Origin of the sequence: Jonquetella sp. BV3C21 (assembly GCF_000468895.1) — a bacterium.
GTDB lineage: Bacteria > Synergistota > Synergistia > Synergistales > Dethiosulfovibrionaceae > Jonquetella > Jonquetella anthropi.
Genome location: NZ_AWWC01000006.1, coordinates 169340 through 185897, shown reverse-complemented (window position 1 = coordinate 185897; position 16558 = coordinate 169340). Strand labels below are relative to the sequence as shown.

The window sequence follows — 16558 nt, the reverse complement described above, 5'->3', positions numbered from 1 at the left end:
TGTCGTTATCTCTGCTCTGACTCAAGCTCTGTCGTCCGACGCTCCACCCAGTCGGCCAGATCGGCCAAGCCCGCCGGGCCGCCCGGACCAGCCATCGCCCCGCCTTTAGCTACCCAACGGCGCGGAACGGAGCTGACTCCGGAAACCGTTTTTGCCCAGCAGTGACTGTCCATCGCCTTCAAGCTCTCCAGCCCGGCTCGGCGGCCTTCCCGGCGCACCAGCGCCAGAGCAAGCAACCCTTGTACCTGAGGCGGCAGGGGGCCGTACCGGTCGGTCAGGTCGCTCGTCAGCCGGTTTCGATCCTCGGCGCTCAGACCTTCCGCCAGTCGGCGGTACAGGCCGATTCTCAGCTCCACCGACGGCATGTAGGTCTCGGGGACGTCCAACGGGAACAAAACTGCCACTTCAACCGGCGGCTGTGACTCGCCTCGGAGCTGGGCGATCCGCTCTCTGAGCTTTCTGTAGTACAGGCTGTAGCCGATTCTCTGCTTGAACCCGTGCTGACTCGTGCCCAGAATTTCCCCGGCTCCGCGTATTTCCAAGTCCCTCTGGGCGAGCCGATAGCCGCCGCCGGAGCTCTCCATCGCGCCGAGCGCTTCAAGCCGCTCCCAGGTTTGGCCGGGAAGGGACGCGTCGTCGCCCGGGTACAGGAAATAGGCGTACCCGTCTTCCTGACGCCGGCCGATACGGCCGCGTATTTGGTGCATTTGGGCCAGTCCAAGCCAACGGACGTCATCGACGACCAGGGTGTTCGCCCGGGCCACGTCCAAGCCGCTTTCCACGATGGTCGTGCAGATGAGAATCTGCACGGCGCCGCGGTAGAACCGCTCCATGACGTCTTCCAGCTCCCGCTGGTTCATCTGCCCGTGGGCCACGGCCAGCGGCGCGTCGGGAAAACGCTGGGAAACCCGCCATGCCACCTGCTGAATGTCCTCAATCCGGTTGTGCAGGTAGTAAACCTGTCCGCCCCGCTGAAGCTCCCGGGCCAAGGCGTCGGAGACGAGCGATTCGCTCCACGGCCCAGTGACGGTGTAAATCCTTCCCCGGGACGCCGGCGGCGTCGTCAGCAGCGATATGTCCTTGATCCCCCGCCACGCCATGGAGAGGCTTCGGGGAATTGGCGTCGCCGACAGGGACAGCACGTCCACGCCCGGGTGGGTCGCCTTTAACGACTCCTTGTGAGCCACGCCGAACCGGTGCTCTTCGTCCAGAATCAGCAGGCCAAGATTTTTAAATTCCAGCGCGGTCCGAAACAGGCTGTGAGTACCGACGACTAGATCGATCGTCCCTTCTGCCAGCCCAGTTCGTATCTTTTTTTGCCCCGCCGGCGTCACCATTCGGCTCAGCAGGGCCGTTCGGATCGGCAGGTCCCCGATCCGGGCCAGACAGGTTCGGTAGTGCTGCTGGGCCAAAACGGTCGTCGGCGCGACGAATGCCGCCTGCAGGCCGTTTTCAACCGCCTTGACCGCCGCCCGAAGCGCCACTTCCGTTTTGCCGTACCCCACGTCGCCTACCAGAAGCCTGTCCATGGGGAACGGGCGCTCCATGTCCGAGTCAATTTCCCGAATGGCTTTCAGCTGATCTCTCGTCTCCCGATAAGGGAATGATTGGTCGAACAGGCTCCGCATTTCACCGTTTGGGGCAAAAGCCCGCCCGGGCGTGATGGCCCGGGTGGCATAGAGCGTGAGAAGCTCCTGCGCTTCCTGCTCGATCTGGGCTTCGGCCTTTTCTCTGGCGCCGGACCAGCGTTTTGAGCCCAGTTTGTCGGCCTGCGGTTCGCCGTCGCCGTCCCAGATGGTGAGCTTGTACAGGTCCGAAAACGGGATGATCAGCCGCTTGCCGTCAGCAAAGCCGAGCACCAGCGTCTCGTAGCTCTGAGTTCCAAACTTTTCCCGACCGGTTTCTAAAAACTGGCAGACCCCGTACCGCTCATGAATGAGCCACTGGCCCGGCGACAGCTTGTTCTGCAGTTCGTCGGGCAGTTCGCCGTCTGCCCGTTCCCGAGATGAATCGCTGACCCCAAACAGCTCGCAGTCGCTGAGCCAGACGTCGTGCAGGGCGCTGTCAACAATCCCCGATGACGGACTGACGGAGCCCACCAGCTGGGCGGACCCGCACAGGCTTTCCGGCCGAGTCACCGACGAGCTGGCCACGTGGATGGAAAAACCCGACGACTCCATGACCGAGCACCACGACCGGGCCTGAGCCCAGTCGCCGCGGAAAAACGGCGGCTCGCTCAACTTGAGGACGACGTCAGCCGGCGGCTCTTTGACGAGCCGAACGTGAGGCTTTCGCCCAAGGGCAAGAACGACGTCGTTCCACGTCTCGTCCGTCAGCTCACCCCCGAGGCCGAGCTGGTTCCACAGAGAAACGAACGACGACGCGCGGTTTTCCAAGTCCTTCGGCGACAGCAGGACGCAGCGCCGGCCGTCCGGAATGGCCGGAAGCCGGGCCGAACCGACTTGGGATCTGGCACTGTTGACGACCGCTTGGGAAACCGTCTCAAAACTCCGCTGCGACTTGGGAGCAAACAGCCGCATGGCCTCCACGTCGTCGTCAAAAAACTCGACGCGCACCGGCCACTGAGCCGACGGGTCATAAAAGTCCACGACTGCCCCGCGGACGGCCATGTCGCCCCGCTCCCAGACCATTGACTGGCGGCGGTACCCCTGCCCGATCAGCCACCGCACCAAGTGATCTCGTCCGACCTCTTGGCCGAGCGTGATGGTCATCGCCCCGTCGGGCGAGCGCATGGGAGTGCACAGCCCGCCGGGCGTGACGATCAGGATTCCTTCGTCTTCCAGCCACCTGTTCCAGACGCTGCCGCGCTCAAGCCAAACGCCGTCGCCGCGCAGGTTCTGAGCGTCAAGCGGCGGCTCGGGCAGGAAGGCTGCCGGCTGTCCCAGAACGGCCAAGTCGCCTTTCAATCGTCGGGCGTCGGCCGCGTGGGGCACGAGAACCAGACCGCCGGTCAGCCCCGAAAGAGCCCACGCAGGGCCGAAGCCGTCCAGCGGCAGCTGAACGGCCCGACCCAAACGCCACGCGTCTTCGGCTAATTCGCACAGCCGACTCGTCATGTCCTTATTCCTCCATCACTTCTCAAAGCACAAATAAAGACGGTCAGGCCCGAACCTGACCGTCTTCGTTATCGCATCGAAAACCGTTGACCTGATTCATCAGCTCGGAAGGCGTCTCTGTCAGCCACAGGAGACAGAACTCCTCGGCCGCCTGAAGGGCGCGCTCTTCCAGCTCCCGATCGGTCGGGGACATGCGCCCCAGCACGTGATCTGCCAAGTCACTTCCCTGAGGCTTTCCGCCCACACCAATCCGAAGGCGGCCAAATTCGGCCGTCCCAAGATGGGCTATCACGGACTTGAGCCCGTTATGGCCACCCGCCGACCCGGAAGTTCGGAACCGAAGACGGCCGGGAGCCAAGTTAATTTCATCGCTCAAGACGAGGATATCAGACGGGGCGATGTTCCAGTACCGAGCGACTTCCCCCACCGCCTGACCGCTGGCGTTCATGTAGGTGAGCGGCTTGAGCAGAAGAAGACGCTCAGAGCCGACGCTTAGAGGTCCCCAGAGCTGCCCGGAGAACTTCCCCTGTCCACCGCCGGCGTTCAGCCGGTCCACCAGCCGATCTAAAAGCATCCAGCCGGCGTTGTGCCTCGTCTGGGCGTACTCGATCCCGGGGTTGCCGAGACCGACAATCAGCCGCACGGCGTTACTCGGCGCAGTAGAAGTCGATGTGAAGCAGCTGGTCGGTGCCGTGGTTCTTGGCAGCGGACTTGATCGAGCAGGTCTTCACTGTCCCGCAGGGCAGGGTCACGTCATACTGGCAGCTCTTGAAGTCGCCGACCAGATACGCTTCAGCCGCCTTGGCGTCCGTCTTGGCAAGCAGCGGTTCCTTCATGCCGGGGCCATACACCACAACCGGCAGGCAGCCCTGACGGCGCAGACGGCCGCAGACTTCCTTGCCAGTCTCGTTCCGAGCCTCAAGGATGATTTTCACGTTTTCGGACATTTCTATTCCTCCTCTAATTTTCTCTGGAGTTGCTGGGGAGGGCTAATTAAACAGGCTGCTCACCGACGACTCACAGTGAATGCGACGAATGGCTTCCGCAAAAAGTGGTGCCATTGACACTTGGGTCATTTTATCCAATTTTTTGTTCTCTGGCAACGGGACAGTATCAGTTACTACCACTCCGGTAACGGCAGGATCCTTCAGACGCTCAATCGCCGGGCCGGAGAACAGGCCGTGAGTCGCCGAACAGAAGACCTTTTCGGCGCCCTTGTCGCGCAGCGCCCGCGCCGCGTTGACGATGGTTCCGGCGGTGTCGATCATGTCGTCGATGATGATGCAGGTTCTTCCCTTCACGTCGGCGCCAATCATCTCCATGACCTCGCTGACGTTCTGCTTGCCGTGGTCCCGCCGCTTGTCCACAATGGCGATATCAGCGCCCAGCAGCGTGGCCATTTTTCTGGCGCGGACGACGCCGCCAGCGTCGGGTGAGACCACCACAATGCTATCCGGGGACGCGTCCTTGACCACGTTGCGCTTGAACCATGAGGCGAGAAGCGGAACGCCCAGCAGATGATCGACCGGAATATCGAAAAAGCCCTGAATCTGGCCAGCGTGCAGGTCAGCCGCCAGCACGCGGTGAGCTCCGGCGTGCTCGATCAGGTTAGCGACCAGCTTCGCCGAGATCGGCTCTCTGCCCTTGGCCTTCCGGTCCTGACGGGCGTAGCCGAAATACGGCATGACCAGATTGATTCGGGCCGCCGAGGCGCGGCGCAGGGCGTCAACCATGACCAGCAGCTCCATCAGGTTGTCGTTCACCGGCGCGCAGGTGGGCTGAATGACGTACACATCGTCGCCCCGAACGCTCTCGTCGATGGAAAGGCCCACTTCGCCGTCAGCAAACCGATAGTGATGAACTTTCGTCAGATCAATGCCCAGTTCCTGACTCACTTTCTGAGAAAACTCCTCGTGAGCTGTCCCTGAAAGAAGTACCGCCGGTCTGTTCTCCGAATTCATGATCGTTCACGCCTTCCTTTCGTCGCTGTGCGGTTTCTGCTGCTTCCGCCACCCCTTGATGTTGACCTGTCGGCTTCTCCCGATTCCCAGCGAGTCGGCCGGCACGTCGCTCGTAATGACCGAACCGGCGGCCGTCGTCGCTCCGTCCTCAACCGTGACGGGCGCGACCAGCATGGTGTCGCTGCCGATGAAACACCTGTTTCCGATGACGGTCGGGTGCTTTTTCGCCCCGTCATAGTTGCAAGTGACTGTGGCAGCCCCGATGTTGGAACCGCTCCCGACCGTCGTGTCGCCCAAATATGTCAGGTGAGGCACCTTGCTCCCCTCGCCGACACAGGTCTTTTTGAGCTCCACAAACCGACCGACCAGCGCTTTTTGAGCCAGCTGCGAGCCCTCCCGAAGGAAACAGAACGGCCCTAAAACCGCGTCATCGGCGGCCTGCGAGTCCTGAGCGACCACGTAGGGACGGCAGATGACCCGCTTGCCGAGCCGGCAGTTCGTCAGCACAGTCCCGGTTCCGAGCTCACAGCCGTCGCCCAGCTCCGTTTCTCCCCACAGCTGAACGTTCGGCGCGAGAGTCACTTCACCTTCAAATGACGATGCCGGCGAAATCCACGTCGTGAGCGGTTCGGCCAGCTTCGCCCCTTGGGCCATCCAGCGGCGGTTCACCCGATCTCTCATCAGCCCGTTCAGCCGGGCAAGCTCCATCGGGTCGTTGACGCCGCACAGGTTCTCCGGCGGAAGGAGCACCGGCTGAACCGATCGGCCCTGAGACAAGGCCCACGAGATGAGGTCGACGATGTAATACTCTTTCTGGCTGTTGTTCGGCCGAAGGGACGCCAGCCCGGCCAGAAAATCGCTTCCGCTGGCCCGGTAGATTCCCACGTTGATTTCGCTGCAGGCCAGCTCCTGAGGCGAAGCGTCCTTCTGCTCCACGACCTTCACCGAGCTGTCCGAGCGGATCACCCGCCCGTAGCCGGTCGGATCGGCCAGCTGCGTCGTCACAAACGACCAATCGGCGTCCGAGCCGTCGAAGAATCGGACGAAGTCATCGCCCGTCACCATCGGCATGTCACCGTTGACGACGACCACGTCACCCCGGCTCGACAGCCAGTCGGAAGCCATCATCACGGCGTGTCCTGTGCCGAGCTGCTCTTTTTGCCAGACGACCGACGCGGACGGCCAGAACTTTTGCAGCCACGACGTGACACATTCGCCCTCATAGCCGACGACGACGCAGACGTCGGAAACTCCCGCGTCGCGCAGGGCGCTCAAGACGTAATACAGCATCGGCTGGCCCAGCAGCGTCTGCATCACCTTCGGACGACGGCTCTTCATCCGAGTTCCCTTGCCGGCCGCCAGTATCAGCGCACTCGGTCGGTTCATTCGGCCACCTCGCATCCCCGTGCGGTCAGCGCGGGTGTGATATGATAAGAAAAGCCCCGGTTTCGGGGCGTCTTTTATACTATCACGGGGGCAGACCCTGTCAAGAACCAGACACAGGAGGACCCATGAGCTGGATCGCCGAACACCGAATCTTGTCCGCCGCATTGCTTGCCTTAGCCGTTCTTATGCCCGCCTGCGGCTTCGTCGCCCTGAGACCGACCGGCGGGCGCCGAAGTCAGATCATCTTTTGGGCTGTCGCCTTGGCTTTTTTGCTGACGCTGGCCGCCGCGCTGTGGACGATCGCACCGTGGCTGGCAGTCGCGCCCCTTTTCCCCGCCGTCGCGTTCGCTCGGCTCGCTTGGGAGACCGCCGCACCGGCGGGGAAGAAAGCGCCCAACGACGCGGACAGTCCCGACGGCTTGGAGCGCTCGGACCGTTAGCTTCAACCGATTAAAAAATCCGTCTCTCGCCAGAGGCGTCCTTAAACATCAGCGGCCCTTCACGGTTAAAACCGTGAGGGGCCGCTTTTTGTTTTGATACGAAGCTGCTTTGATTCCTCTAAGGGACTCTCAGTTGAACGGTTTTCAACGCGGCACCTGCCCCAACCAGTTCATAAAAAGAAGTCCTGCGCATTGAACATGCACAGGACTTCTTTGTTTTGGGGCGCCATTTTCAACGGCCTCTTGTGTTTCGTCCCAACATTGGGGCGAAATGAGTCAGCTCATATCCCAAACAACCTGCCAAGATAAAAATAAAAATACGCGTAGGTGCTGCAAATATAGAGCCGCGTTCACAAAAACGTGAACGCGACCGAACGCCTCTGGTGCCCGGGGCGGGAATCGAACCCGCACGCCCAAAGGCAGGGGATTTTAAGTCCCCAACGTCTACCATTCCGTCACCCGGGCTGATCGTCGAAAGCCAGCCCGGCCCATCCGTCCGAGGACTTTCGACAAGAAGTATTATACCAAACCGGCCCCAGACGTCCACCCAGCGGAATGTCGCCGTCCCGCGAAGACAAAGACACCGCAGAGGGAAACAAAAAGGCCGCCCTCGGACGAGGGCGGCCTGAGCGCGCTAACTATCTTTCACCGGGTACTTGTCGTACCAGAAGACCAGCGCCGACGTGGTGAAGCACAGCGAGCTGAACGTACCGGCGATGATGCCGATCATCAGGGCCAACGAGAAGTTGGCGAGCACCGGACCGCCCAGCAGGTAGAACGCCAGAACCGGCATGAAAGTGGTAACCGTCGTGTTGACCGTCCGCCCCAAGGTCTGGTTGATCGAGTTGTCCATCAGTGCCACCATGCCGATCGTCCGTCGCTGCTTCCAGTTCTCTCTGACCCGGTCCATGATAACGATCGTGTCGTTCAGCGAGTAGCCAACCGTGGTGAGAATGGCTGCGATAAACGGCATCGCGATCTCCCGATGAAACAAACAGAAGAATCCTAAGACGATCATGGTATCGTGAACTAGGGCGAGGACGCTGACGACGGCGAAACGGAACTGGAACCGGAACGCGACGTAAATCAGAATGCCGATCAGCGCCAACGTCGTCGCCAGAACCGCCTGATGGGTCAGCTCTCCGCCGACGGTGGGACCGACCATCTCAAAGCTGAGCAGTTTCACTTTGCCCGCCTGGATTTTGTCCAGCGCGGCCATCAGGCTGTCACGAAGGGCCTGATCGTCAGCCCCCTCTTCGGTGCCCTGAAAGCGAATATTCACGCCCCGGTCGCTGAACGCCTGAATGGTCGCCCGAGCATAACCTTCCTTTGCCAGCTCTGCCCGAACCGCCCCGACCGAAATCGGGTCGGAAAATTCCACTTGAAGCAGGTTGCCGCCGGTGAAGTCAATGCCCTTGTTGAAGCCGATACACAGGACGAGCAGCGCTCCGGTGACCGCCATCACGCAGGCGAGAGCGATAAAGAACTTGCGGTACTTCATGAACGGGAAGGCAAACGGCTTTTTCATGCGTTGACCTCCTTCCGCCGCCCAATGATGGGCAACTTGGTGTAATCCACCATCAGTTGAAGCAGCACTCGGTTCACGCCCAGCGCGCTGAACAGGCTGGCCACAATACCGATGGTCAGGGTCAGGGCAAAGCCCCGAAGGGGCCCGCTGCCGTAGTGGAACAGGACCGCCGCGGCGATGACCGTGGTGATGTTCGCGTCGAGAATCGTGGACAGGGCCTTGCTGAACCCGGCGGTAATGACGGCGTGAAGCGAACGGCCAAGCGCCGTCTCTTCCTTCATTCGCTCAAAGATCAGGATGTTGCTGTCAACCGCCATCCCGATGGTGAGCACGATCCCCGCCACGCCCGGCAGCGTCAAGGTGGCCTTAAAGCCGATGAGCATGGCGAACAGCAGCAGCATGGTTGTGCAGAGCGAGATGTCTGCCGTCACGCCGAGCACGCGGTAAAAGACGATCATGTAGATGAACACGGCGGCGATGCCCACCAGCCCGGCGAACTGGCCGTCGCGGATCGAGTCGCTACCCAAGGACGGGCCGACTGAACGGTTCTCAAGGACTTCGACGCCAACCGGCAGGGCGCCGGCGCGCAGCATGATTGCCAAGCCGCGGGCGTCATCAGGGGTAAAGCGCCCGGAGATCTGAGCCCGGCCGCCGGAAATGCGCTCGTTGACCCGAGGCGCCGAGATGACCCGACCGTCCAGAACCATGGCAATCTGCTTGCCCACGTTGTCGGCCGTGGCCTTGTCAAACAGGTCAGTGCCCTTGTCGTTGAACTCCAGCGACACCACGGGACGGCCCAAGCTGTCGTAATCCACGCCGGCGTTCTTCAGGTCCTTGCCCGTTAAGTAAGTAGCGCCGAGCTGATAGATAGCTCCGTCCTCGTCGGTGGCAATCGAGTTGCCGCCTTCGCTCTTAGCCTTGGCCTCCATGGACGCCTTCAGGGCTTCCTGCTGGTCCCGGTAGGCGTTCCAGCGAGCTACAGCCTCTTGGAACTCCGCATCAGAGTCGTAGTTCTCCCGTTTTGCCTGCGGGGGAAGAGGGCGGGTGCTGTCGATGACCTGCCGAAATTCCAGCAGGGCCGTCTTGCCGATAAGGTTCAGTGCCGCCTCCGGGTTATCCACGCCCGGCAGCTCGACGACGACCCGATCGGCTCCCTGCCGCTGCATCAGCGGCTCGGTCACGCCGTACTGGTCGATTCGGTTGCGCAGGACAACGAGCAGACGGTCGATTGAATCTGTTCCCAGCTCCGTGCCGGGCTGAGGAACTGCCTTCAAAACGATATTTACGCCGCCTGATAGGTCAAGGCCCAGTTTGATCCGACCGCGGAGGGGGAACACGAAGTACGCGGCCACGGCCAGAACAACGAGCACAAAGATCAGGCGCCAGCGATCTTTTTTCTGCATATATAAACTCCTCCTGAAGGGACAATGTACAGACGAACTCGCCGGAGCGAGTCACACAAAAAGAGCGACGGGATCCCCCAGTCGCTCAGTCCCCAAAACGTCAGTCGGTCTTTTTATCCTCTGCCGTTTCTTCCGCTGCCTTCGGCTCCTCGGCCGGCTTCTGTTCTGCCGGCTTTTCCTCCGCGGACGAGGAAACTTCGTTCACCCGAGCGGAAATGGAGCTCTTCATGACCTTCGCCTTGACGCCTGAGGCGATCTCGATGATCAGGCTGTCGTCCTTGAAGTCACGAACCGTTCCCCAGAAGCCGCCGGCCGTGATAACCACGTCGCCGCGCTTGATCGACTGAAGCATCTCGTCGTGCTTCTTCTGGCGCTTCTTCTGCGGACGAATGAGAAGAAAGTAGAAAATGGCGATCATTACCACGATCATGATGACGGACTGCATCATCTGTCCCTGCTGCTGCAACTGCAACGCCTCCTCCAAAAAACTGTGTCTAAAGATATGGACTATTGTACCATATTGGTTTCCAGACCGGCGGACACCTTTCTCTGCTGGTCGTTGAACTTGAGCCTGAACAGAAGTTTTTCCAGCTCGACTGAAATATCCACGTCGTTGACCTCGACGCCTTGTGGGACGGTTAAAGAGACGGGGCTGAAGTTGAGTATCCCCTTAATGTGCCCACCAGCCAGCGCCGCGTCGACAGCCGACTGAGAGGCGGCCGCCGGGGTGGTGATCATCAAGACCGATATTCCCAGCTCCCGTATCGTCTCGCTGATTCCCGTCATCGAGTAGCACTTCCGACCGGCAAAGGACCGGCCGATTTTTGCCCCGTCGACGTCGAACGCCGCGACGATCTCATAGTCGTCGCTCCTGAACGCGCTGTGCCCTAAAAGGGCTTCGCCCAAGCGCCCCAAGCCGACGAGCCCAATTCGCCACCGGGCAAACGGCGCCAATATTGACGACAGGTCGTTCAGCAGTCTGGGAACGCTGTAACCGACGCCGCGCTTGCCGAACTCGCCCAAATAGGACAAGTCTTTGCGCACTTGGCTCGACTTGATTCCCAGCATGTCGCCGATCATCTTTGAAGAGATCAGCGCCGCGCCGGCTTCTTCAAGTCCTTGCAGGAGCCTCCGGTACGCCACCAGACGCCCAACTGTCCGGTCGGTAATCTCGTTTTTTTTCAGCGGAATAGGGCGAGCCGTCCGTTCGATCATTTCAGTCTTCCTCTCGTCAAACTGCTCACACAAAGCTGCAGGGATCAGGCCCGGAATCCTTTAAACGCCCCTGCGCCCAGAAAACGCGCCCCGGCGCCGAGCCGCTCTTCAATCCTCAGCAGCTGGTTGTACTTGGCAACCCGGTCGGTCCGGGCCGGGGCCCCGGTCTTAATCTGGCCGCTGGCCGTGGCGACCGCTAAGTCGGCGATGAAGCTGTCGTCCGTCTCGCCGGACCGGTGAGAAACAATCCAGCTGTAGCCGGCTCGGCGGGCCATGTCGATAACTTCCAGCGTCTCTGTGACCGTGCCGATCTGGTTCAGCTTAATCAGAATCGAGTTGCAGACCCCGAACCCAATCCCCTTCGCCAGCCGCTCCGGGTTGGTGACGAACAGGTCGTCGCCCACAATCTGAAGTTTCTCGCCCATGCGCTGGGTGAAAAGTTTGAAGCCGTCCCAATCCTCTTCGGCCATGCCGTCTTCAATCGACATGATCGGGAAGGCCGAGCACAGTTCGGCGTAATAGTCGGCCAGCTCTGCGGCGGTGAACTTCCGCCCTTCGCCAGCGAAGTCGTAGACGCCGCCCTTGTAGAACTCGCTGGCCGCGGCGTCCAAAGCAATGCCGACCTGTTTGCCCGGCTCGTACCCCGCCGCTTCGATTGCCTTGACGAGGTACTCCAGCCCCTGACGGTTGGTCTTCAGGTTCGGCGCAAAGCCACCCTCATCGCCAAGTCCGGTGTTCAGCCCGTCCTTGACGAGGATCTTTTTAAGGCTGTGATAAATCTCCGCGCCGGTGCGGATGGACTCGCTGACCGATGAAAAACCGAATGGGACGATCATGAACTCCTGAATATCCAGCGTGTTGTCGGCGTGAGCGCCACCGTTCATGACGTTCATCATCGGCGTGGGCAGGGCGAAGGGCCCCAGCCCTCCCAAGTACGCCCACAGGGGGACATCGTGGGAAATCGCCGCCGCGCGGGCGATCGCCATGGAAACGCCCAAAATCGCGTTGGCACCCAGACGGCCCTTATTCGGGGTCCCGTCCAAATCAATCATCAGCGTGTCCAGCGACGACTGGTCTTCCACGTCCAAGCCCACCAGCTCGGGGCCAAGAACGTCGTTCACCGAGCCAACGGCCTTGGTAACTCCCTTGCCGCCGAACCGGTCGCCGCCGTCGCGAAGTTCGACCGCCTCAAACGAGCCGGTGGACGCGCCGGACGGCACCGCCGCCCGGGCAATCGTCCCGTCGTCGAGCCACGCTTCAACCTCAACGGTTGGGTTTCCCCGGGAATCGAGGATCTCTCTGCCATGAATGCCAACGATTGTACTCATCTGTGTCCTCCTTGCAGGCTTTCGGCCTGGTCATCCCACGGGTTTTTCTCCGGGTCAAGACGCCGTTCCGCCACGATTTCAGCCGCCGTTTCTCCCCGCCTTAAAGCCCTCTCGTCGCTCGAAATGACTCGGGCTTCGACGAGCCGAAACGGGAACGCCACAGAAACTATGTCGCCGTCCGCCACGTCGCTGGCCGGCTTGGCCGGCCGGCCGTTGAGCCGGACGGCTCCGGCGTCAATCATCTCGGCGGCCACGGACCGACGCTTGACGAGACGGGACAGTTTCAAATATTTATCCAGCCGCATAGCCTCTCCTCGCTATTGTTAAAGTAGCTTGGTTGATTATACCTTATTGTAAATGAAGGAAACAGGGATTAACTCCCCTTCGCCGAACATTTCAGCTCTCGGCTAAGAGCTCCCCACTGGGAGACTTCCTCTTCAGTCGCCTCGCCCCGCAGGATTTTTCCCTTCAACGCCTCGTATCGGCGCTCAGTCGCCCGTCGGAGCAGTGCCGAAAGCAGCACGTCCCACTGTTCCTGCGCCGTCGAGCCGAACCGGGAAATGCTGTACTCCCCTTCTGTCAGGGCTTCTTTGGGATCCGTTTCGCCCAGCTGAAGCCAGCGGCTTTCAAGCTCCCCCGGCTCTGAACCGCCGAGCAAGGCCGCAGCGATGTCCTGCAGGATCGGATTCTCCAACAGGCCCGGCACTTGAAGCGCCTCGCGCCTCCCGCGCAGGCTCTTTTGGGACCAGAGAAGATAGGTCATGCTGGCCTCGCTCTCGCGGAACATTTTATCCTTCGGCGACCTTTTTTTCTGGGGCGCGGCGTCTTCAAACCGCTTAACGTCAACTCGGACTGGACGGCGGAACCGTTCCAGCTCTTGCCTCAGCTGGTAGTCAGTCAGCCCCAGAGCTTGACACAGCTCCGCCCGGTGTGGCGACAGGTCAAGCGACGACAAGGCCGACAGGCTTTCCAGAAGGTCTCGGCTCGCCTTGGTGACGCCGTCCCGCTCGGACTGGGCCCGAAACAGCTTGATATGGTGACTGACCAGCGGCAGGGCGTCGTCCAACGCTTTCGCGAACGATTCCGGCCCGCCGGGCATCTGCAACAGCTCGTCCGGGTCCTTCCCTTCCGGCAGGGTGACCACGTAGACGGTCAGACCTTCGGACGCCAACAGGTACATTCCCCGAAGGGTGGCAGTCTGGCCGGCGAGGTCACTGTCATAGCAGATGTAGCACTTGTCGGCAAACCGCCTCAGCAGGGCCGCCTGCTCTTCCGTGAGGGCCGTCCCAAGCGACGCCACACCTTCGGCCCAGCCGCACAGGTGAAGCCGCAGGGCGTCCATGTACCCCTCCACCAGAATGGAGCGACCTTTCTCGCGAATGCTCTCTTTGGCCCGGTCGAGCAGGTACAGGTTGTTTTTTTTCGAGTAGAGCTCGCCTTCCGGGCTGTTGAGGTACTTCGCGCCCTCGCCGTCGATCAGCCGGCCGCCCAGCGCGACGACGCGGCCGGAAACGTTCCGTATCGGGAAGGTCACCCGCCCGCGGAACCGGTCATATGAGTTTCCTCGGTTCCCCTGAATGACCAGCCCGGCCTTGAGAAGCGACGCTTCAGAGGCTCCGCCCCGCTTCAGATGGTCTGAGAGGGATTGCCACGCGTTGGGCGCCCAGCCCAGTTCAAACGCCGCAGCCGCCTCGGGAGAGACGTTGCGCCGCTCGAGGTACGCGCGGGCCGCCGCGCCGCCGGGGCCGCGGAGCTCCTGCCGGTAAAAGGACACGGCCTCTTCCATCAGGGCGAACAGGTCCTTGCTGACCTGCCGCCGGCCCTGCCGGGGCAGCTCAATTCCAGCTCGAGCGGCCAGGTACTCCAGCGCCTCGGGAAACGACAGTCCGTCTTTGAGCATGACGAAGCTGAACAGGTCGCCGCCCTTGCCGCAGCCGAAGCAGTGCCAGCTCTGCCGCTCTTGGGACACCATGAAGGAAGGCGTCTTCTCGTCGTGAAACGGGCACAGTCCGGTGTAGTTCCGTCCTTTTTTCGTCAGCCGAACCGACTCGCCGATGACCTCGACCACGTCCAGCACCGCTTTGATTTGGTCGACTATCGGATCTGACATCAGAAGCCTCCTTTCGTCTCAGGACAAAAAATGGGAGAGAGGCTCCCCTCTCTCCCATCAATTCTAATGTTGCCCTTTCTGCCTGTCGAGCCGGAGCGGGTAAAACCTTCCGCCGGCCGGATCCTCTTTTTTAGGAGAACAGCGGAGCCAGAACCAGCGCGACCACGCTCATCAGCTTGATGAGAATGTTCAGGCTCGGGCCTGACGTATCCTTGAACGGATCGCCGACCGTGTCGCCCACGACTGCCGCCGCGTGCTGAGGAGAACCCTTGCCGCCGTGCGTGCCGGTCTCGATGTACTTTTTGGCGTTGTCCCACGCGCCGCCGGCGTTGGCCATGAACACGGCCAGCATGACGCCGGTGACGATCGAGCCGCCCAGAAGTCCGCCCAGAGCCTCGGCGCCAAGGAACAGGCCCACGAGGATCGGAACGATGATGGCCATCAGGCCAGGGATGATCATCTCGTGCAGGGCCGCGCCCGTCGAAATAGCGACGCACTTCTCGTATTCCGGCCGGCCGGTGCCTTCCATGATGCCGGGGATTTCCCGGAACTGGCGGCGAACTTCTTCGATCATGGCCTGAGCGGCCCGTCCGACCGCCTCAATGGTCAGAGCGCTGAACAGGAACGGCAGGACGCCGCCGATGAACAGGCCCACCATGACGTACGGGTCAACCAAGTTGATGCTCTTGAGCCCCACAGACGCCGCATAGGCGGAGAACAGGGACAGAGCCGTCAGAGCCGCCGAGCCGATGGCAAGCCCCTTGCCCATAGCCGCCGTCGTGTTGCCCACCGAGTCCAGATGGTCGGTGATCTCCCGCACGTGGTGCGGCAGTTCGGCCATCTCGGCGATGCCGCCGGCGTTGTCGGCGATCGGGCCATAGGCGTCGACGCTCAGCGTGATGCCGGTGATGGACAGCATGCCCACCGCCGAGCAGGCGATGCCGTACATGCCGCCGAAGTAGTAGCTGATCAGCGTCGCAGCGCAGATCATGATGACAGGAACAACCGCCGAGTTCATGCCAAGCGCGATGCCGCTCAAAATCGTCGTCGCCGGGCCGGTCTCCGTCGCATTGGCAACGTTCTTCACGAACCGATAGTCAGCGGACGTGTAAACCTCGGTGACCCAGCCAATCAGAACACCCACCACCACGCCGCTCACGACGGCGTAGAAGATGTTCATCGAGCCGAGCATGTACCGGCACAGGAGCAGGGCTCCCAGAATAACTACGGCGCCGGTCAGGAACGTGGCGTAACGCAGGGCCTTTTGAGGATTGCCACCCTCGCGGACCCGAACAACCAGCGTGCCGATGATGGCCGCCACGATGCCCAGCGCGGCTAGAACGAGCGGGAATAGAAGTCCAGCCTGACCATGGAACACAGCGCCCACAGCCATCGCGGCGATAATCGAGTTGACATAGCTCTCGAACAGGTCAGCGCCCATACCGGCAATATCGCCAACGTTGTCGCCGACGTTGTCAGCGATGGTCGCCGGGTTGCGCGGGTCGTCCTCAGGAATGCCCGCTTCAACCTTACCCACCAAGTCAGCGCCCACGTCGGCAGCCTTCGTGTAGATGCCTCCGCCCACACGGGCGAACAGGGCGATGGAGCTCGCGCCGAAACCGAAGCCGGTAATGATTGCCGGGTCGGGGAAGATGACGTAGCAGAGCACAACGCCCAGCACGCCGACGCCCACGACGGTCATGCCCATGACCGAGCCCCCCTTGAAGGCCACCTGCAGGGCCTGATTCATCCCCTGAGTCGCCGCAAAGGACGTGCGCCCGTTGGCGCGGGTCGCCACCTGCATACCGAAGTAGCCGGAGGCAGCGCTGCAAATAGCGCCCAAGACGAACGAAAGGGCCGTCGCTAGGGTCAGTTTCCAGATCAAAAGGATTGCCACGACGAGCACGAACGGCGCCAGCCAGCGGTACTCCCTATCCAGAAACGCCATAGCGCCCTTATGGATAATCTCGGAAAGATCCTTCACTCGCGGGTTATCAACCTGAAATGCCATAACCCAACCGTACGTTCTGTAGGCGTACCACAAGGCCAACAGACCGATGACGAAAATGACCAACAAGATGAGCCACATAACGGAGACCTCCTCAAAATG

The 16558-nt window shown here is 61.3% G+C and carries 14 protein-coding genes and 1 tRNA gene; 1 reads left to right on the top strand and 14 read right to left on the bottom strand.

The window, feature by feature from the left end:
- Window positions 1–5: 5 nt before the first annotated feature.
- The 5 genes from HMPREF1249_RS01795 to glmU are packed head-to-tail and all read right to left on the bottom strand — an operon-like array spanning window position 6 to window position 6424.
- A complete protein-coding gene (locus tag HMPREF1249_RS01795; RefSeq protein ID WP_008522215.1) occupies window positions 6–3077 on the bottom strand; it encodes a DEAD/DEAH box helicase in 3072 nt (1023 codons plus the stop codon).
- A 43-nt stretch (window positions 3078–3120) separates the two neighbouring features.
- Window positions 3121–3720 (bottom strand): aminoacyl-tRNA hydrolase, encoded by a 600-nt coding sequence (gene pth / locus HMPREF1249_RS01790; RefSeq protein ID WP_008522214.1) that lies wholly within the window; start codon window positions 3718–3720, stop codon window positions 3121–3123.
- A gap of 4 nt (window positions 3721–3724) precedes the next feature.
- Window positions 3725–4024 (bottom strand): 50S ribosomal protein L25, encoded by a 300-nt coding sequence (locus HMPREF1249_RS01785; protein ID WP_008522213.1) that lies wholly within the window; start codon window positions 4022–4024, stop codon window positions 3725–3727.
- Window positions 4025–4066: 42 nt separating this feature from the next.
- Window positions 4067–5038, bottom strand: a complete 972-nt coding sequence (locus HMPREF1249_RS01780; protein ID WP_021775703.1) for a ribose-phosphate diphosphokinase — start codon at window positions 5036–5038, stop codon at window positions 4067–4069.
- Window positions 5039–5044: 6 nt separating this feature from the next.
- Window positions 5045–6424, bottom strand: coding sequence for a bifunctional UDP-N-acetylglucosamine diphosphorylase/glucosamine-1-phosphate N-acetyltransferase GlmU (gene glmU, locus HMPREF1249_RS01775; protein ID WP_021775739.1), 1380 nt, complete (start codon window positions 6422–6424; stop codon window positions 5045–5047).
- Between the two features lie 125 nt (window positions 6425–6549).
- Here glmU and HMPREF1249_RS01770 point away from each other — a divergent pair, with 125 nt between their 5' ends.
- Window positions 6550–6864: a hypothetical protein gene (locus HMPREF1249_RS01770; RefSeq protein ID WP_021775705.1), complete on the top strand. Its 315-nt coding sequence runs from the start codon at window positions 6550–6552 to the stop codon at window positions 6862–6864.
- A 381-nt stretch (window positions 6865–7245) separates the two neighbouring features.
- Here HMPREF1249_RS01770 and HMPREF1249_RS01765 read toward each other — a convergent pair.
- From HMPREF1249_RS01765 to HMPREF1249_RS01725, 9 genes are all read right to left on the bottom strand, one after another.
- Window positions 7246–7329, bottom strand: a tRNA-Leu gene (locus HMPREF1249_RS01765).
- Window positions 7330–7498: 169 nt separating this feature from the next.
- Complete coding sequence (secF, locus tag HMPREF1249_RS01760; protein WP_021775749.1) at window positions 7499–8392, bottom strand: protein translocase subunit SecF; 894 nt, start codon at window positions 8390–8392, stop codon at window positions 7499–7501.
- The gene (gene secD, locus HMPREF1249_RS01755) at window positions 8389–9795 is read right to left on the bottom strand and encodes a protein translocase subunit SecD (protein WP_008522206.1); all 1407 of its coding nucleotides are present in this window, start codon (window positions 9793–9795) and stop codon (window positions 8389–8391) included. The genes secF and secD overlap by 4 nt, the downstream gene beginning before the upstream one ends.
- Window positions 9796–9895: 100 nt before the next feature.
- On the bottom strand, window positions 9896–10261 hold the full coding sequence (gene yajC, locus HMPREF1249_RS01750) for a preprotein translocase subunit YajC (protein ID WP_008522487.1): 366 nt from the start codon (window positions 10259–10261) through the stop codon (window positions 9896–9898).
- Between the two features lie 41 nt (window positions 10262–10302).
- On the bottom strand, window positions 10303–11010 hold the full coding sequence (locus HMPREF1249_RS01745; RefSeq protein WP_021775711.1) for a redox-sensing transcriptional repressor Rex: 708 nt from the start codon (window positions 11008–11010) through the stop codon (window positions 10303–10305).
- 44 nt (window positions 11011–11054) lie between these two features.
- Complete coding sequence (eno, locus tag HMPREF1249_RS01740; protein ID WP_021775719.1) at window positions 11055–12338, bottom strand: phosphopyruvate hydratase; 1284 nt, start codon at window positions 12336–12338, stop codon at window positions 11055–11057.
- On the bottom strand, window positions 12335–12643 hold the full coding sequence (locus tag HMPREF1249_RS01735) for an RNA-binding S4 domain-containing protein (protein ID WP_021775680.1): 309 nt from the start codon (window positions 12641–12643) through the stop codon (window positions 12335–12337). The genes eno and HMPREF1249_RS01735 overlap by 4 nt, the downstream gene beginning before the upstream one ends.
- 68 nt (window positions 12644–12711) lie before the next feature.
- The gene (gene dnaG / locus HMPREF1249_RS01730; RefSeq protein ID WP_021775731.1) at window positions 12712–14448 is read right to left on the bottom strand and encodes a DNA primase; all 1737 of its coding nucleotides are present in this window, start codon (window positions 14446–14448) and stop codon (window positions 12712–12714) included.
- Window positions 14449–14578: 130 nt separating this feature from the next.
- A complete protein-coding gene (locus HMPREF1249_RS01725) occupies window positions 14579–16537 on the bottom strand; it encodes a sodium-translocating pyrophosphatase (RefSeq protein WP_008522478.1) in 1959 nt (652 codons plus the stop codon).
- Window positions 16538–16558 lie beyond the last annotated feature (21 nt).